Here is a 15,126-nt window from a genome sequence, read left to right as displayed (position 1 = left end):
GTCCGGACCGTCCTTTCCGGAGTATCGTCAATGCCCGTCGCTGCCCTATCCGGCCCCCAATACCTACGGGAAGGCCTGAAGCTGATTCTGAGTCCCGGCCTCAGGCTGTTCGTCATTCTGCCGCTGACCGTCAATCTGTTGCTGTTCTGCGGTCTGATCTATCTGGCGGTGCGCCAGTTTGGCGGCTGGGTCGACGCCTTTATGCCTAACCTCCCCGAGTGGCTAATGTTCCTCGAATACATCATCTGGCCGCTGTTTGTAGTGCTGGTGGTGCTAATCGTGTTCTTCACCTTCACCATGCTCGCCAACATCGTTGCCGCCCCCTTCAATGGCTTTCTCGCTGAAAAGGTGGAAACCGTGGCACGCGGAGTCGATAGCGCCCCGCCGTTCAGCTGGAGCGAGCTGGTGGCTATGTTGCCGCGAACCATCGGACGTGAGGCACGCAAACTGGCGTACTTCGCACCCCGTGCGCTGGTGCTCCTGATCCTGTCATTCATTCCGGTGGTCAATCTGGTCGCAGCGCCACTTTGGCTTCTGTTTGGCGTCTGGATGATGGCGGTGCAGTACATCGATTATCCAGCGGACAACAACAAGCTGAGCTGGGACGAAATGATGGTCTGGCTGCGCCAGCGACGCTGGAAAAGCCTGAGCCTTGGCGCGGTGACCTACGCAGCGTTGCTGATTCCTTTCGTCAATCTCCTGATCATGCCGGCAGCCGTGGCAGCCGCAACGCTGTTCTGGGTGCGCGAGGGCGGCACATCGACAATGCCTACCGTGATCGATCCGTGAACTGCGAGACGTTGAGGTGTCTAGATTCGAACACCTCACACCGGGAGCCCCCCAATGGCGCTAACCGCCCTCGCAATCAACTGCACCCTCAAGGCGTCGCCCCAAGAGTCGTCCTGTAGCTTGTTGCTGAGCCAGGCTCAGCGCGAGCTGGAAAAACTCGGCGTCAGCTGCGAGCAGGTCCGCGCAGTGGACTTCAACATCAAGCCCGGCGTGACGTCAGACGAAGGCGAAGGTGACGACTGGCCGATGATTCGGGAAAAGTTGCTTGCAGCGGACATCCTGATTCTCGGCACGCCGATCTGGCTTGGCCATCCATCCAGCGTTTGTCAGCGCGTACTGGAGCGCCTGGACGCGTTCATTGGTGAAGTGGACGACGAGCAGCGGATGGTCTCGTACGGGCGGGTTGCTTGCGTCGCGGTGGTGGGTAACGAGGATGGCGCCCATCATGTGGTTGCCAGCCTCTATCAGGGACTGAATGACGTAGGCTTCACCATCCCTGCCAACGGCTGCACCTATTGGGTCGGACCGGCGATGGGGTCGACGGATTACAAGGATGTGGAAGATCCGGGCGAGAAGATCGGCAAGACCAACGCGATGTTGGCGCGCAACGCCGTGCACTTGGCCAAGCTGCTAAAGCAGGCCGGTTATCCCGGTGCCTCGCAATAACGATGCGCAAAAAGAAGCCATCCCAAGGATGGCTTCTCTGCAGCTAGAGATGCGTCGCGCGTCAGGCCAGCGTTTTCAGCGCTTCACGACTAAAGGGCAGAATGTCCTGCATACGCCCCTCTTTCACCTTCAACGCCCAGTCCGGATCGCAAATCAGTGCGCGTCCTACCGCCACGAGATCGAACTCCTGCTTGTTCAGACGTTCGAGTAACCCCTCGATGTTGGCTGGCTGCGCCACCTTGTCAGTCTTGACCATGAACTGCAGGAACTCTCCATCGAGCCCCACGCTGCCGACAGTGATGGTGGGCTTGCCAGTCAGCTGACGGGTCCAGCCAGCGAGGTTGAGGTCGGAACCTTCGAACTCCGGCTCCCAGAATCGGCGAGTCGAGCAATGGAAGATGTCCACACCCGCCGCAGAAAGCGGCTCGAGGAATTCGCCAAGCGCTTCCGGCGTGGTGACCAGACGCGCCGAGTAGTCCTGCTGCTTCCACTGAGAAAAGCGGAAAATGATCGGAAAGTCCGGTCCTACCGCCGCGCGCACTGCCTCGATCAGCTCGATGGCGAAGCGGGAGCGATTGGCCAGGCTCCCACCGTACTCGTCGGTGCGCTGGTTGCTGCCCTCCCAGAAGAACTGGTCAACCAGGTAGCCGTGCGCGCCGTGGATCTCGACACCATCCATGCCTATGGCCTGGGCATCCTTGGCAGCCTGGGCGAACGCTGCGATCACGTCCTGAATATCCTGTTTGGTCATGCCGTGCACCACGACCTCGCCGTCCTTCACCTTCTCCATCGGACCGTAACCCGGCACTTCCGGCTCCGGCTCGGTTCCCTTGTGACGAACATTGCCCACGTGCCACAACTGCGGAACGATCTTGCCGCCGGCCGCGTGCACGGCCTCGACCACCGCTTTCCAGCCGGCCAGTGGGGCTTCGCCGTAGAAGCGCGGCACTTGCGGATAGCCATTGGAGGCCTTGTGGCCGACCGTGGTGCCCTCGGTGATGATCAACCCCACACCCGACGCGGCACGACGGCGGTAGTACTCGACGACGTCCGCGGTTGGCACACCGTTAGGAGAGAAGGAACGGGTCATCGGCGCCATCACGACACGCGTCGGCAGTTGCAAGCTACCGAGTTGGAAGGGTTGGAACAGGGCATTCACGGCTGCAGTCATTGCTGTCTCCTCTGGCTTGAAGCAAAAGCGACCGGTCGTCTCGCCGATCGCCACAAAAAATCAGCGGGGCGTCAGCAGACGCTCCAGCTGGGTCAGAAATATCTTCAACGGCGTGACACTGCGGCCAACCTTCATGCGCAACAAGGCGCCCTCCCAGGCATTGCCGATGAATTCAGCCAGCGCTAGGCAATCGGTGTCGGCATCAAGCTCGCTGGCCGCGCAAGCCTGTTCGAGGCAGTCGGCGAGCACCCTGACCGAACGCAGCAAAATCGCCTCGACTTGCTGACCGATGGGCTGTGACAGTTCAGCCATCTCGAAGCTCAGGCTGCCGATGAAACAATGGTATTCCGGGCATTCCTGCCGAGCGAAGTGCGCAACTAAGTCTGCGTAATAACCCAGAATGCGCGCCCGAGGGCTCAGTGGAGACTCGAGTAGCGCTGCCTGATAGCGCTCCAGCCGAGGCAGGTAGAGATGCTCCAGCGCCTGCAAGGCGAAGTCTTCTTTGCTGGCGAAGTAGTGATAGAAGGAACCTTTGGGAATGCCGGCAGCCTGGACGATTTCCAGCACGCCGGTGCCGTGATAGCCACGACGGGTCATCACCTGCGCCCCCTTGGCCAGGATCAGGTCACGCTTGTCGTTGCGGGCTTGATTGCTCATGGCGCCGAGGATATGACCGGTCGTCTAGACCGACCACCATCATCCACGACACTTATTGCAGAGCCATGCTGTCGCGATATCGACTTCGAGAAGCCGTCAGCAGCAACACACGGCTTTGATAGGAGATGGCGCGCTCAGACGAGCGCGCTTTCGATGGCCTGGATCAGCGCAGGATCATCCGGGGCAGTGCGCGGCGAAAAGCGCGCCAGCACACGTCCGTCCTTGCCTACCAGAAACTTCTCGAAGTTCCAGCTGATGTCGCCTGGGAAGTCAGCACCCTCCCCTGCCAGCAGGCGGTACAACGGGTGACGCTGCGAGCCGTTGACCTCGAGCTTGCTGCTGATCGGAAAGGTGATGCCGTAATTCTCGTCGCAAAACTGCAGGATTTCCGCATCGCTGCCTGGCTCCTGAGCAGCGAACTGATTGCAGGGGATGCCCAGTACGCCGAAACCACGATCCTGGTAACGCTCATGCAGCGCTTGCAAGCCTGCGTATTGAGGCGTGAGACCGCACTCGGAAGCCACATTGACCACCAGTGTGACCTGGGATTTCAACGGCGCCAGGGGAAGTTCCTGGCCCGCAAGGCCGGGCAGAACCAACTCGTGAAACGCGCTCATGTGTTTGTACTCCAGAGTAAAAAAGCGCTCCGGCAGAACCGAAGCGCTTCCATGGCCCGTTCGATCCGGGCTTCTCGCTGACCAGCCGCTTGCGGGCGCCAATCAGTGTTGGTGACCACCTTCGCCATGCACATGACCATGAGCGATTTCTTCTTCGCTGGCTTCACGCACATCAACAATCTTGACTTCGAAGTTGAGGCGCTGCCCGGCCAGCGGATGATTACCGTCAACGATCACATCGTCGCCTTCAACATCACGAATGGTGACGATCTGCATCCCGCCGTCCGGGCCGGAGGCGTGAAACTGCATGCCGACTTCAAGCTCATCGACGCCTTCAAACATCGCACGATTGAGGGTGGCGACCAGTTCCGGGCTGTACTCACCGTAGGCATCCTGCGGTTCGATGGCGACCTTCACTTCGTCACCGCCTTGCTTGCCTTCCAGCGCCTTTTCAAGACCGGAAATGATGTTGCCCGAACCGTGCAAATAGACCAGCGGCGCGCCGCCGGCCGAGCTGTCGATCACTTCACCGGCATCATTGGTGAGTGTGTAGTCGATTGACACAGCCTTGTTAGCGGCAATCTGCATGAGGCAAAACCTTTGTTGGGGAATGTGTGTGAAAGTCTAACCGCGAGCTGCATTGATTGCGAACCGACGCACGATTTAGGGGACCATCGGCAGCAGATCCACCCCACGCGACTTCATGCCCTAGGTGGTAACGAATACAACCTTTGGAGAGCATCGCGGCTCTCAAGGTTATGCAAGAATCCACGCCAGTAAATGTAGGCGACCTATTTCAACAATTAATTTCGCATCCAAGGAGCACCGATGTCAGCTCGTAACATCCTGGTGATTAACTGCGGCAGCTCGTCGATCAAATTCGCACTGGTCAACGAAGCCCAAGCCACTTTCCCCCTGCAGGGCTTGGCCGAACGTCTCGGCTCCCCCGAAGCCGTGGTGCACTGGCAGCTGGGGGACACCAAGCAGAGCCTGAACATTCCGGGTGCTGATCACCGTGCCGCGCTCGAAAAACTCCTGCCGGTGGCTCAAGAGGCCGCAGGCGGCAAGCTGGACGGGATCGGCCATCGTGTGGTCCATGGTGGCGAACACTTCACCGGTTCCAGCCTGATCGACGAGCCGGTGCTCAAGGCAATCCGCGACAGCGCGCAGCTGGCGCCACTGCACAACCCGGCCAACCTGGTCGGAATTGATGCAGCCATGGCCCTGTTCCCGGGCCTGCCGCAGGTCAGCGTGTTCGACACCGCTTTCCACCAGACCATGCCGGAGCATGCGTTCCGCTACGCCGTGCCGGAATTCCTTTACAAGGAACACAGTGTCCGCCGCTACGGTTTCCACGGCACCAGCCACAACTACGTCAGCAAGCGTGCCGCCGAGATGACTGGACTTCCGGTCGATGACAGCTGCTGGCTGACGGCTCACCTGGGCAACGGGTGCTCGACCTGCGCCATCGTCAATGGCGAAAGCCGCGACACCAGCATGGGCCTGACCCCACTGGAAGGCCTGGTAATGGGCACCCGTAGCGGTGATGTCGACCCCAACCTGCACAGCTACCTGAACCGCACCCTGGGCTGGAGCCTGGAGCAGATCGATCGCATGCTCAATCACGACAGCGGCCTGAAAGGTCTGTCCGGACTATCCAATGACCTGCGCACGCTGCAGGAAGCCCGGGTTGCTGGGCATCCCGGCGCCACCCTGGCGTTCGAAGTCTTCTGCTACCGCCTGGCCAAGTCCCTGGCAAGCATGGCCTGCGCGCTGCCGAAACTCGACGGACTGATTTTCACCGGCGGCATCGGTGAGAACTCGACGGCTGTGCGCACCCGCACCCTCGAACACCTGAAGCTGTTCAACTTCAAGCTGGACGAAGACGCCAACGCACGCTGCACGCGGGGTGTCGGCGGGGAAATCCAGGCGGCAGGCAGCCCCCGCGTGCTGGTGGTACCGACTAACGAAGAACGTCAAATCGCGCTGGACACACTGGCGCTGCTCGACGCCTGATAGCGCGCCGACGGTTAGACGCACTGAACGAACCCGACGACCGCAAACGGCGTCGGGTTTCGTCTACTTGGCATCGCCCTCGCCCGATAGGAGATCATCATGCATACCTTATTCCTCGCCCCCTGCGGTTTTGGCGGCGGCCTCAACTCCATCAGCCTCGGCCTGATCAGCGCACTCCAGCGCGCCGGGTTGAAGGTTGGCTTCTTCAAGCCCATCGCCCAGCCCTTCCCCCACGATCAAGGCCGTGAACGCTCTTGCGTTCTGGTAGAACGCACCCTGAATATCCTGTCGCCCGAGCCGTTGCCATTGGAGCAGGTCGAGCGTCAGCTGGCCGATGGCGAACTCGACCTGCTGCTCGAGGACGTGGTCAGCCGCTATCAGGAGGTTGCCGCGGGCAAGGACGTGGTCATTGTCGAAGGCATGGTGCCGACGCGTGAGTTCAACCACACGTCAAGAATCAACACCCATCTGGCGAAAAGCCTGGACGCGGATGTCATTCTGATTGCAGCGCAAGGCAGTGACACGCTCAAGCGTCTGGCCGAGCGCATCGAGATCCAGGCCCAACTGTTCGGTGGCGCCAAGGACCCGAAAGTGCTGGGCGTGATTCTCAACAAGGTCAAGGGTGACGACGGCGCGCCCGCCTTCATCGACGGCCTCAAGGCGCAGCTGCCCCTGCTGGGCACTGCAGATTTCCAGCTGCTTGGCGCAATTCCTTTCGCCGACAAACTCAACGCTTTGCGGACGCGCGACATCGCCGAACTGCTCGACGCCAAGGTGCTTCATGCCGGTGAAGCGGAGCAGCGTCGCGTCGACAAGATCGTACTCTGCGCCCGCGCCGTCCCCAATACGGTGCAGCTCCTGCAGCCAGGCGTTCTGGTGGTCACCCCGGGCGACCGCGACGACATCATCCTGGCGGCGAGCCTGGCCTCGCTCAATGGTGTCCGGCTCGCTGGTCTGCTGCTGTGCAGTGACTTCGCGCCCGACCCGCGGATTCTCGAGCTCTGCAAAGCGGCACTGGATGGCGGCCTGCCGGTGATGACCGTGCAGACGGGCTCCTACGATACGGCAACCAACCTGTTCGGGCTGAACAAGGAAACCCCAGCGGACGACATCGAGCGTGCCAGCCAGGTTACTGACTTCATCGCGCAGCACCTGCAGCCCGAACTGCTGCATACCCGACTCAGCGTACCCCGCAGCGAGTTGCGCCTGTCGCCTCCGGCGTTCCGCTATCAGCTGGTCAAGCGCGCACAGCAAGCTAACAAGCGCATCGTCCTGCCGGAAGGCAACGAGCCGCGCACCATCCGCGCCGCGGCCATTTGTCAGGAGCGCGGCATCGCGCGCTGTGTACTGCTGGCCAAGCCGGAAGAAGTCCAGGCAGTTGCACGCGAGCAAGGTATCCAGCTGCCGGCAAGCCTGGAGATTCTCGATCCGGAGCTGCTCATCAACCAGTACGTCGAGCCGATGTGCGAAATGCGCAAGGCCAAGGGGCTGACTCCGGACGATGCGCGTGAGCAGCTCAAGGACACGGTGGTCCTTGGCACCATGATGCTGGCGCTCGACGAAGTGGACGGTCTGGTTTCCGGCGCAATACACACCACCGCTAACACCATTCGCCCGGCGCTGCAGCTGATCAAAACGGCGCCTGGCTACAGCCTGGTCTCGTCGGTGTTCTTCATGCTGCTGCCGGATCAAGTACTGGTCTACGGCGACTGCGCTGTAAATCCGAACCCGAGTGCTACCGAGCTGGCGGAGATTGCCCTGCAGAGCGCCGAATCGGCCGTCGCGCTAGGCGTCAACCCGCGCGTGGCGATGATCAGCTATTCCACTGGCACGTCCGGCAGTGGCGCCGAGGTGGAAAAGGTTGCTGAAGCCACACGCATCGCCCAGGAGCGCGCACCCACCCTGCCAATCGACGGTCCGCTGCAGTACGACGCCGCATCGGTCGCCAGTGTCGGCAAGCAAAAGGCGCCTAACAGCCTGGTGGCAGGTCAAGCCACGGTGTTCATCTTCCCTGACCTGAACACGGGTAACACCACCTACAAGGCGGTTCAGCGCAGCGCCAACGTGATCAGCGTCGGCCCGATGCTGCAAGGCCTGCGCAAGCCGGTCAATGACCTGTCCCGCGGCGCACTGGTGGACGACATTGTGTTCACCATCGCGTTGACCGCTCTGCAGGCTGACAACCAGAAGGCCTGATCTGCGTCCCGCGCCCGGCCAGCCTGGCCGGGCGCTTCGCAATGCTAGGCGCTACTTTTTGCCTTGCAGTTCAGCACACAATCGGTACTCTTGCCGCCTTTATTGACGGATATAAGATCCAATCGATGCTGAGCGTCCTTCCTGCCCCACTACGGGGTGTCCTGGCTGGCTTGACCCTGGCGTTGAACACGCTGTTCTGGTGCTGGCCGTTGTTTGCCCTGTCATTACTCAAGCTTGCGCTACCGGTTCCGCGTATTCAGCGCGCATTGCGCTTTGGCATGCACTGGATCGCCGAATCCTGGATGGCCGTGAACAGCTTCTGGATGGATCAGGTGCGGCGAACCGAGTGGGACGTGCAGGGACTCGAAAAGGTCGATCTGCAACACTCCTATCTGGTTACCAGCAACCACCAGAGCTGGGCTGACATCCTGATGTTGCAGTACCAGTTCAACCGGCGGATGCCGATCCTGAAGTTTTTCCTCAAGCAGGAGCTGATCTGGGTGCCGGTCATCGGCCTGTGCTGGTGGGCGCTGGAGTTTCCCTTTATGAAGCGCTTCAGCAAGGAATACCTGACCAAGTACCCGGAGAAGCGCGGCGAGGATCTGGCCACCACCCGCAAAGCCTGTGAACGCTACCGGACCAACCCGGTGTCGGTGTTCAATTTTCTCGAAGGCACCCGTTTCACCGAGGACAAGCACACTGAACAGGCATCGCCCTACCGCTACCTGCTCAAACCCCGGGCCGGAGGCATTGCGTTCGTGATCGATGCGATGGGCGAGCAACTGACGGCACTGATCAACGTCACCATTCACTACCCGGACGGCAACTCGAGCTTCTGGGACCTGCTCTGCGGCCGAATCGGCCGGGTCGTGATGCGCATCGACTCGCAGCCGATCCCTGCCGAGTTCCTACACCGTAGCTACGACCAGGACGAAGCCTACCGGTTGAGCTTTCAGGAGTGGGTCAATGAGCTCTGGAGCGACAAAGATGCCGAGCTCGAAAAGCTACATCACCAATACCCGGCTCGTCATGGCGCTTCAGCTTAGCCAAACAGGCCGGCACTAGCCGGCCGGTCGATGTTCAAGATTTAGCCAGTCGGTTGTTCGCGGAAATTCCAGAGCGTCCTCAACGGCCAGCCCTGGCGCGACCAGAAACCCTTGCATCACGTGGCAGTCATGGTCGATCAGCCACTCGCGCTGGGCCAGCGTTTCAACGCCCTCGGCAATCACCTCCAGTCCCAGGTTTCTCCCCAGATCGATAATGGTGCTGACCACTGCAGCATCGCGGGGCGAATCGAGCATGTTGGCGATGAACAATCGATCAATCTTCAGCGTATCCAGATCGAAATGGCGCAGGTAAGCCAGCGATGAGTAACCGGTGCCGAAGTCATCTACCGCCACCCTGACCCCCAGCTCACGCAGCTGACGAAGCTTGTCGCAGCTCTGCTCCAGGTCCTCCATCAGTGCGCCCTCGGTGACCTCCAGCTCCAACTGTCGGGGATCAAGCTGATACTCATCGAGCAGCCGGCGCAACTCGTCGATCAATCCGGCTCGGCGGAACTGCACCGGGCTGACGTTGAAGCTCAGCACCAGCTTGTCGCCGAATCGCTCACGCCAGTCGCGACACTGGGCCAGGCCTTCACGCAGCGCCCATTCGCCGACCCGGTCAATTAGCCGGGTTTCTTCCAGCAAGGGGATGAATACACTTGGCTCCACCGAACCGCGCCCAGCGTAATTCCAGCGCAGCAAGGCCTCGAACCCACGCAGCTCACCGGTCTCGAGCACGACCTGCGGCTGATAGGCCAAAGCGAAACCATTGCGCTCGATGGTGCTACGCAAGTTTTCTTCCATCATCAGGCGCGCGTGGGCCCGCCCGTTCATCTCACCGGAGAAGAAGCGATATTGCTGCCGGCCGTTGCGTTTGGCCTCGTACATGGCCATGTCCGCCGAGCGAAGCAACTCTTCCACGCTCTGGCCGCAATCCGGAAAATTCGCAATGCCAATACTGGCACCGAGCGTGACATCCGTGCCGTCGATGGTATGTCGAACCGAAATTAACTCTATGAGCTTTTCCGCCACCCTGGCGGCATCTTCTGGATGATCCAGAGAGTCCAGCAACGCAGTGAACTCGTCACCGCCCATTCGGGCGATGATGTCGTATGGACGCATGCAGGCTTCCAATACGCGCGCTACGCGACAGAGAATCTCGTCGCCGGCATCGTGCCCCAGCGAATCGTTGATGCGCTTGAAACCATCAAGGTCGATATAGAGGATGGCCATGCGCTTGCCGTTGCGATCGACCCGCGCCAAAGCCGAATCCAGCGCCTGATGAAAACCGCGACGATTGAGCAGGCCCGTGAGCGAGTCGGTTACAGCTTGGGTTTCCAGCTGCACGTGCAAGCTGCGCACCACCGACATATCCAGGGCGATCACCACCATTGAACGCTGCTGACGAGGCAGCGGTGATGAAGACAGTGCCACTGGCAGCGTGTCTCCGTTGGCAGTGAACAGCTGCGCCTCATGAAGACGATAGGTATTGCCGCTACGCCAATGTTGGTAGAAATCGGTATCACGCCAGGCCTGTGGCATCTGCGGCGAGGCCAGGTGCTTGATCAGCGCGGTACCTTGCAGATCATCGACACTGGTGTGCAGCATTTTGGCGATCGCCGGGTTGGCGAAGTTGATGAATCCGTCCTCACCCACCACCAGAATGCCTTCGGCAGCGTTATTGAGTACGGAAGCGTTAAACGCCCTTGCACTGTCGAGCTGCTGGCTGAGTAGCTGCAAGTCACGCCGATTGTGCTCATGGCTGAGCAACGTATTGATCTTGTGCTTGAGCACCTGCGGATCGAACGGCTTGAGAATGAAATCCACCGCACCCGTCGCGTAACCACGCAACACCGACTCACGCGTATGCGCAATGGCCGATACGAAGATGATCGGCGTGTAGCGTGCGTGCGGGCTACCGCGCATCAGGCGCGCCACTTCAAATCCGTCCATGCCTGGCATCTGGACGTCCAGCAACACCAGTTCTACGTCCAGATCGAGCAACGCCTGCAACGCGGCTTCACCAGAATTAACCGTATGGACCTGCCAGTCGCCATCGCCGAGCAGGGCCTCCATGGCCACCAGGTTCGCCTCGCGATCATCGACGACCAGCAATGTGCGGGTCCGAGGCTTTGATTGGGGTTGCGACCACGCCATCAGCCGAGCCCCCGACACAGCATGATTTGGCTTCCGCTACCGACGTCGGCAGGGACGCCAGTTCGGCTTGAACGATGCGTCACACATTTCTCCTTACGGACTTGCATGAGGGCCATCACTACGTTCCAGACGCCGCAGCAGCTTGGCCAGCCTGGTGCCGTCGACCGGCTTGAGCAGGATGTCGTCGGCACCGGCCGGAAGTTTCTGTTCTGAAACAGCCGTGTCAGAGCCAACCGCCATTGCCACAATCGGCACCTGACAACCATAGTCGTTTCTAAGCTGACGGATCAGTTCGGGACCGCCATTATCCGGCATGGACAGGTCCACCAGCGCAAGATCAAAGGCATCTTGATCGAAGCGCTCCAGCGCCTCGGAACTGGTTGTGACTGGCACCACCTGCAGCCCCTGCTCATCAAGCATGGCGCTGATGGCGTAGATCGCCCGCACGTCGGCATCGACCAATAGTACCCGCTGCCCCAAAAGGGGATGCTCCAGTTCTTCCCTTGCCCACGCTGCAGCTTCTACCCCGTCGGGCTTCAGTGCATCTTCCATATGCTCCATTCCTTCTGTTTTCGACAACGCAACTGATGAATAACGCTTAAGCCGCTGCAGATTCTTTTCCGATAACGCCTCGCGACTGGTCAGGATCACCCTGACGTCTTTCAGGGGCCGCAGGCGGTCCAGCGCGTCCAGCAAGTCGAGCCCGTCTTCGCCGGGGAGGTCGAAGTCGACGATCAGCACCGCGTAGCTGTGCTCAGCATAGGCCAGCCGGGCCTCTTCACTGCGCTGGCATTCGCTGACGCGGTAGCCGAGCCGCTCGAAATGCTCCCGCAGCTGACGACGCCGATCCGGCGCGGTTTCCACCAGCAGCAGCCGAGTCGAATTGCCTTCCTGCTGCGAAAGATCGACAAACAGTCGCTCCAGTTCCGACTGAGCCACGGGTTTGATCAGGTAGCGTGAGCCATCATCCGACCAGCCCTGCGGCTGTGGCACGCAGGAAATGATGTACACCGGCGTATCCTGGTGCCTGGGGTCGGCTCGCAGCACCCGGTGGACCTGCCAACCGCTGATGTCAGGCAGCAAGACATCCAGAATCACCGCTGCAAAATGGTCCTGAGCTAGCGCATCGAGCCCTTCTTGTCCGGTGCCGCAGATAACGCTGGAGAAACCGTGGGACTGGGCCACCTCGGCCACTACCGAGGCGAAATCGGCGTCATCCTCGACTATCAGCAGACCGCCACCCTGACCACGCCGCTGCAATGGCCGCAGCGTGCGGATTTCTGGAGTTGCGGCAACCTTCAAGGGCAGTTCGACCGTAAAACTCGAGCCCTGGCCCGGCGCGCTTTTAAGCCGGATTCCACCACCGAGCACTTCTGCAAGCTGACGCGCTATGGCCAGCCCCAGCCCGGTGCCACCGTATTGCCGACTGATGGAGCCGTCGATCTGCTGGAAGGCCTGGAAGATTCGTTCGTGCTGATCCTCGGCAATACCGATGCCGGTGTCGGTTACGCAGATCTGGAGCATTTCTGTATCGACAGCGCTTTCAGCCTGCTGGCTGGACACGTGTATATCAACGGAGCCGTGCTCGGTGAACTTCAGAGCATTGGTAATCAGGTTTCGCAAAATCTGCTGCAGCCGGGCCCGGTCACTAACCAGCGAAGCAGGAACTCCCTCGTCGATCCGGGCCTTGAGGGTCAGCCCGTTCTGGGCGGCCATAGGCTCGAGGTTCGCAACCAGCTCCGCCAGCAACTCGCCGAGGTCCAGCGGCTCCGACTTGATCTGCATATGCCCAGCCTCGATCTTGGCCAGATCGAGTACATCGTTGATCAGCTGCAACAGATCGTGACCGGCCCGATGAATGATGTCGGCATGGCGGACCTGCTTCTCGGTCAGGTTGCTCGCAGCGTTCTGCCTCAGCTGATCACTTAAGATAAGAATGCTGTTCAGCGGGGTGCGCAGCTCGTGCGACATGTTGGCGAGGAATTCGGACTTGTAGCGATTGGCAACCATCAACTCGTTAGCCTGATCGCGCAGTCGCCGCTCTGCAGCTTTGCGATGAGCGATGTCGGTCACCACAGCTTGCACCAGATGCTCATCCCCGCTACGCAGTGGCGATAAGCCAACTTCAACAGGCACGAGATGACCATCCCGGTGGCGTCCGAAAAGCTCGCGATTTTCACCCAGCCGACGCGACTCAGGGGATTGACCGAAACGATGCCGTACTTCTAGATAGGTCTTGCGCATCGACTCCGGAATCAACATCTCGACTGGCTGGTCTAGCAGCTCCTGCCGGTTGTAACCAAACAGCAGCTCAGTCTGGCGGTTGACCATCACGATTCGGCCGTCATGATCGAACAGCACAAAGGCGTTTGGCGAGGCTTCGACCACATTGCGAAAACGCTCTTCGTCCCGCTTGCGTTGCTGCAGGTCGACCAGATTGAGCAGATGGTGAACGGACTTGTCGCGCTTGAAACTGGTCAGGCTGAGCGAAACCGGGACCGGCGAGCCATCTTCGCGCAACGCTTGGCTTTCCCGCTGATCGGCTTCAAGTTGTGGCCCGCTCACGGTCTCGTCAAGGGCCCCCGGAACGTAGCGACTGAGGCGCTCGCCAGCGAGCAGGCCAGCACTGCTACCAAGCAGCGTAGCGGCACTCTGGTTGGCCAGTTCGATCCGTCCTTTATCGCTGCAAAGCACAGTTGCCACTGGCAGCTGCTCAATCAGCTGGCGAAACCATGCCTCGCGCTCCTGAAGTTGCGCGCCAAGCGTCTGGCTGTTGCGCAAAGCCCGTTCACGCAAGTACAGGTAGCCGCCGATCAACAGCGAAAACAGCAGCGCTGCAGTTAGCGCAGCAGCCAGATTGAAGGCCCGGCCCACCCGGTTGAGGATGGCTTCGTATTCCGGTGTGCTGGCAACTTCCAGCTGCCAGCTACGACCATACATGTAGATGTTGCGGGTGCGATGGAAGCTGGCGTCGCTACTCACCGGCGCTCGCCCGACCAGCAAGGGCTCGTCTGGGGCGGCGGCGTCGAACAGCTGCAATTGGAACAGCTTGCTGCGCGAACCCAGCACCCCCTCCATTAAGTCAGTTAGCCGGAAGGCACCGTGAAGGGTTCCGGCAAAGGCTTCCTGGCGTTCTTCCAACGTGGTGATGGGGGCGCCGACCCGGTAAAGAGGGAGATACAACAGAATGCCTACTTGCGCGTTCTGCTCGGTTTCCTGCTTGAGCCGCAACGGGCCGGTGAGCATCGGAGTGCCGATGTTGCGCGCGGCCATCACGGCTTGCTTGCGCGTTTCCTCACTTAGCATGTCAAAACCCAGCACTCGACGGTTACGCCAATCAAGCGGATGAATGTAATCCACGATCAGGTATTCGCTGCGCTCACCCCGGGGATAGATGCGGAAATCACGCCCTCCCTCGCGAATCTTCGCGAGCAGAACGCTCAGGTTCTCTGCGCGCGCATAGCGGGCCAGAGCAATGGCTTGGATGCCGGGGTAGAAATCCTGGAGCTGAAGCTGGTCGGAAGCCCGATTCCAGTCCTGCAGACTGACCGCATCACTCCCGACGAAAAGCCCCGCCAGGCCTCGTAAAACCATCTCGTACGCGCGCATACGCTCACGCAGAGTGCTTTCAACGTCATTGACCGCCAGATTGAATCGCTGGGCCTGCTCGGCGCGCACCCGCATTTCCTGAACATGCCATTGCCAGCCAACCCATCCTCCGAGCCCTACCATCAGGGCCAGCGTCACTACCAATGGCAGCCAAGGCTTACGAGAATGGAGAGCGGAACGATCATCCATTCGACCTCCTCAG

At 60.3% G+C, this 15,126-nt stretch carries 11 protein-coding genes; 5 read left to right on the top strand and 6 right to left on the bottom strand.

The genetic code is table 11. The features are described from left to right. The first annotated feature begins 30 nt into the window (after positions 1–30). Together C1896_05360 and C1896_05355 are read left to right on the top strand one after the other, a co-directional pair. On the top strand, positions 31–789 hold the full coding sequence (locus C1896_05360) for a sulfate transporter CysZ (protein AZZ44388.1): 759 nt from the start codon (positions 31–33) through the stop codon (positions 787–789). A 54-nt stretch (positions 790–843) separates the two neighbouring features. Further along, positions 844–1,455: an NADPH-dependent oxidoreductase gene (locus C1896_05355; protein ID AZZ44387.1), complete on the top strand. Its 612-nt coding sequence runs from the start codon at positions 844–846 to the stop codon at positions 1,453–1,455. A gap of 61 nt (positions 1,456–1,516) precedes the next feature. Here the strand turns inward: C1896_05355 and C1896_05350 are convergent, their stop codons facing one another. From C1896_05350 to C1896_05335, 4 genes are all read right to left on the bottom strand, one after another. Then, positions 1,517–2,626 (bottom strand): 12-oxophytodienoate reductase, encoded by a 1,110-nt coding sequence (locus tag C1896_05350; protein AZZ44386.1) that lies wholly within the window; start codon positions 2,624–2,626, stop codon positions 1,517–1,519. Between the two features lie 60 nt (positions 2,627–2,686). After that, the gene (locus tag C1896_05345) at positions 2,687–3,283 is read right to left on the bottom strand and encodes a TetR family transcriptional regulator (GenBank protein ID AZZ44385.1); all 597 of its coding nucleotides are present in this window, start codon (positions 3,281–3,283) and stop codon (positions 2,687–2,689) included. Between the two features lie 134 nt (positions 3,284–3,417). Beyond that, positions 3,418–3,900: a glutathione peroxidase gene (locus C1896_05340; GenBank protein ID AZZ44384.1), complete on the bottom strand. Its 483-nt coding sequence runs from the start codon at positions 3,898–3,900 to the stop codon at positions 3,418–3,420. 102 nt (positions 3,901–4,002) lie between these two features. Next, positions 4,003–4,488, bottom strand: a complete 486-nt coding sequence (locus C1896_05335) for a peptidylprolyl isomerase (GenBank protein AZZ44383.1) — start codon at positions 4,486–4,488, stop codon at positions 4,003–4,005. A 240-nt stretch (positions 4,489–4,728) separates the two neighbouring features. Between C1896_05335 and C1896_05330 the strand changes: the two genes are divergently transcribed. The 3 genes from C1896_05330 to C1896_05320 all read left to right on the top strand — a co-directional run bounded on the left by C1896_05330 (position 4,729) and on the right by C1896_05320 (position 9,158). Further along, a complete protein-coding gene (locus C1896_05330; protein ID AZZ44382.1) occupies positions 4,729–5,916 on the top strand; it encodes a propionate/acetate kinase in 1,188 nt (395 codons plus the stop codon). A gap of 99 nt (positions 5,917–6,015) precedes the next feature. Next, a complete protein-coding gene (locus C1896_05325) occupies positions 6,016–8,112 on the top strand; it encodes a phosphate acetyltransferase (GenBank protein AZZ44381.1) in 2,097 nt (698 codons plus the stop codon). A gap of 125 nt (positions 8,113–8,237) precedes the next feature. Beyond that, positions 8,238–9,158, top strand: a complete 921-nt coding sequence (locus C1896_05320) for an acyltransferase (protein ID AZZ44380.1) — start codon at positions 8,238–8,240, stop codon at positions 9,156–9,158. 15 nt (positions 9,159–9,173) lie between these two features. Here C1896_05320 and C1896_05315 read toward each other — a convergent pair whose 3' ends face one another. Further along, positions 9,174–11,315 carry a two-component system response regulator gene (locus tag C1896_05315; GenBank protein AZZ44379.1) on the bottom strand — a complete coding sequence of 714 codons (2,142 nt, stop codon included), beginning with the start codon at positions 11,313–11,315 and terminating at the stop codon, positions 9,174–9,176. 93 nt (positions 11,316–11,408) lie between these two features. Further along, entirely contained in the window at positions 11,409–15,113 is a 3,705-nt protein-coding gene (locus C1896_05310) for a hybrid sensor histidine kinase/response regulator (GenBank protein ID AZZ44378.1), read from the bottom strand. Positions 15,114–15,126: the final 13 nt, after the last annotated feature.

This window comes from Pseudomonadaceae bacterium SI-3 (assembly GCA_004010935.1).
Taxonomy (GTDB): domain Bacteria; phylum Pseudomonadota; class Gammaproteobacteria; order Pseudomonadales; family Pseudomonadaceae; genus Stutzerimonas.
This window is presented reverse-complemented; position numbering and strand designations above follow the sequence as displayed.

Excerpts from the sequence above, each read along its gene's own strand:
- C1896_05345 (AZZ44385.1), bottom strand. The coding sequence starts at position 3,283 with ATGAGCAATCAAGCCCGCAACGACAAGCGTGACCTGATCCTGGCCAAG.
- C1896_05355 (AZZ44387.1), top strand. The coding sequence starts at position 844 with ATGGCGCTAACCGCCCTCGCAATCAACTGCACCCTCAAGGCGTCGCCC.
- C1896_05325 (AZZ44381.1), top strand. The coding sequence starts at position 6,016 with ATGCATACCTTATTCCTCGCCCCCTGCGGTTTTGGCGGCGGCCTCAAC.
- C1896_05350 (AZZ44386.1), bottom strand. The coding sequence starts at position 2,626 with ATGACTGCAGCCGTGAATGCCCTGTTCCAACCCTTCCAACTCGGTAGC.
- C1896_05315 (AZZ44379.1), bottom strand. The coding sequence starts at position 11,315 with ATGGCGTGGTCGCAACCCCAATCAAAGCCTCGGACCCGCACATTGCTG.
- C1896_05330 (AZZ44382.1), top strand. The coding sequence starts at position 4,729 with ATGTCAGCTCGTAACATCCTGGTGATTAACTGCGGCAGCTCGTCGATC.
- C1896_05310 (AZZ44378.1), bottom strand. The coding sequence starts at position 15,113 with ATGGATGATCGTTCCGCTCTCCATTCTCGTAAGCCTTGGCTGCCATTG.
- C1896_05340 (AZZ44384.1), bottom strand. The coding sequence starts at position 3,900 with ATGAGCGCGTTTCACGAGTTGGTTCTGCCCGGCCTTGCGGGCCAGGAA.
- C1896_05360 (AZZ44388.1), top strand. The coding sequence starts at position 31 with ATGCCCGTCGCTGCCCTATCCGGCCCCCAATACCTACGGGAAGGCCTG.
- C1896_05320 (AZZ44380.1), top strand. The coding sequence starts at position 8,238 with ATGCTGAGCGTCCTTCCTGCCCCACTACGGGGTGTCCTGGCTGGCTTG.
- C1896_05335 (AZZ44383.1), bottom strand. The coding sequence starts at position 4,488 with ATGCAGATTGCCGCTAACAAGGCTGTGTCAATCGACTACACACTCACC.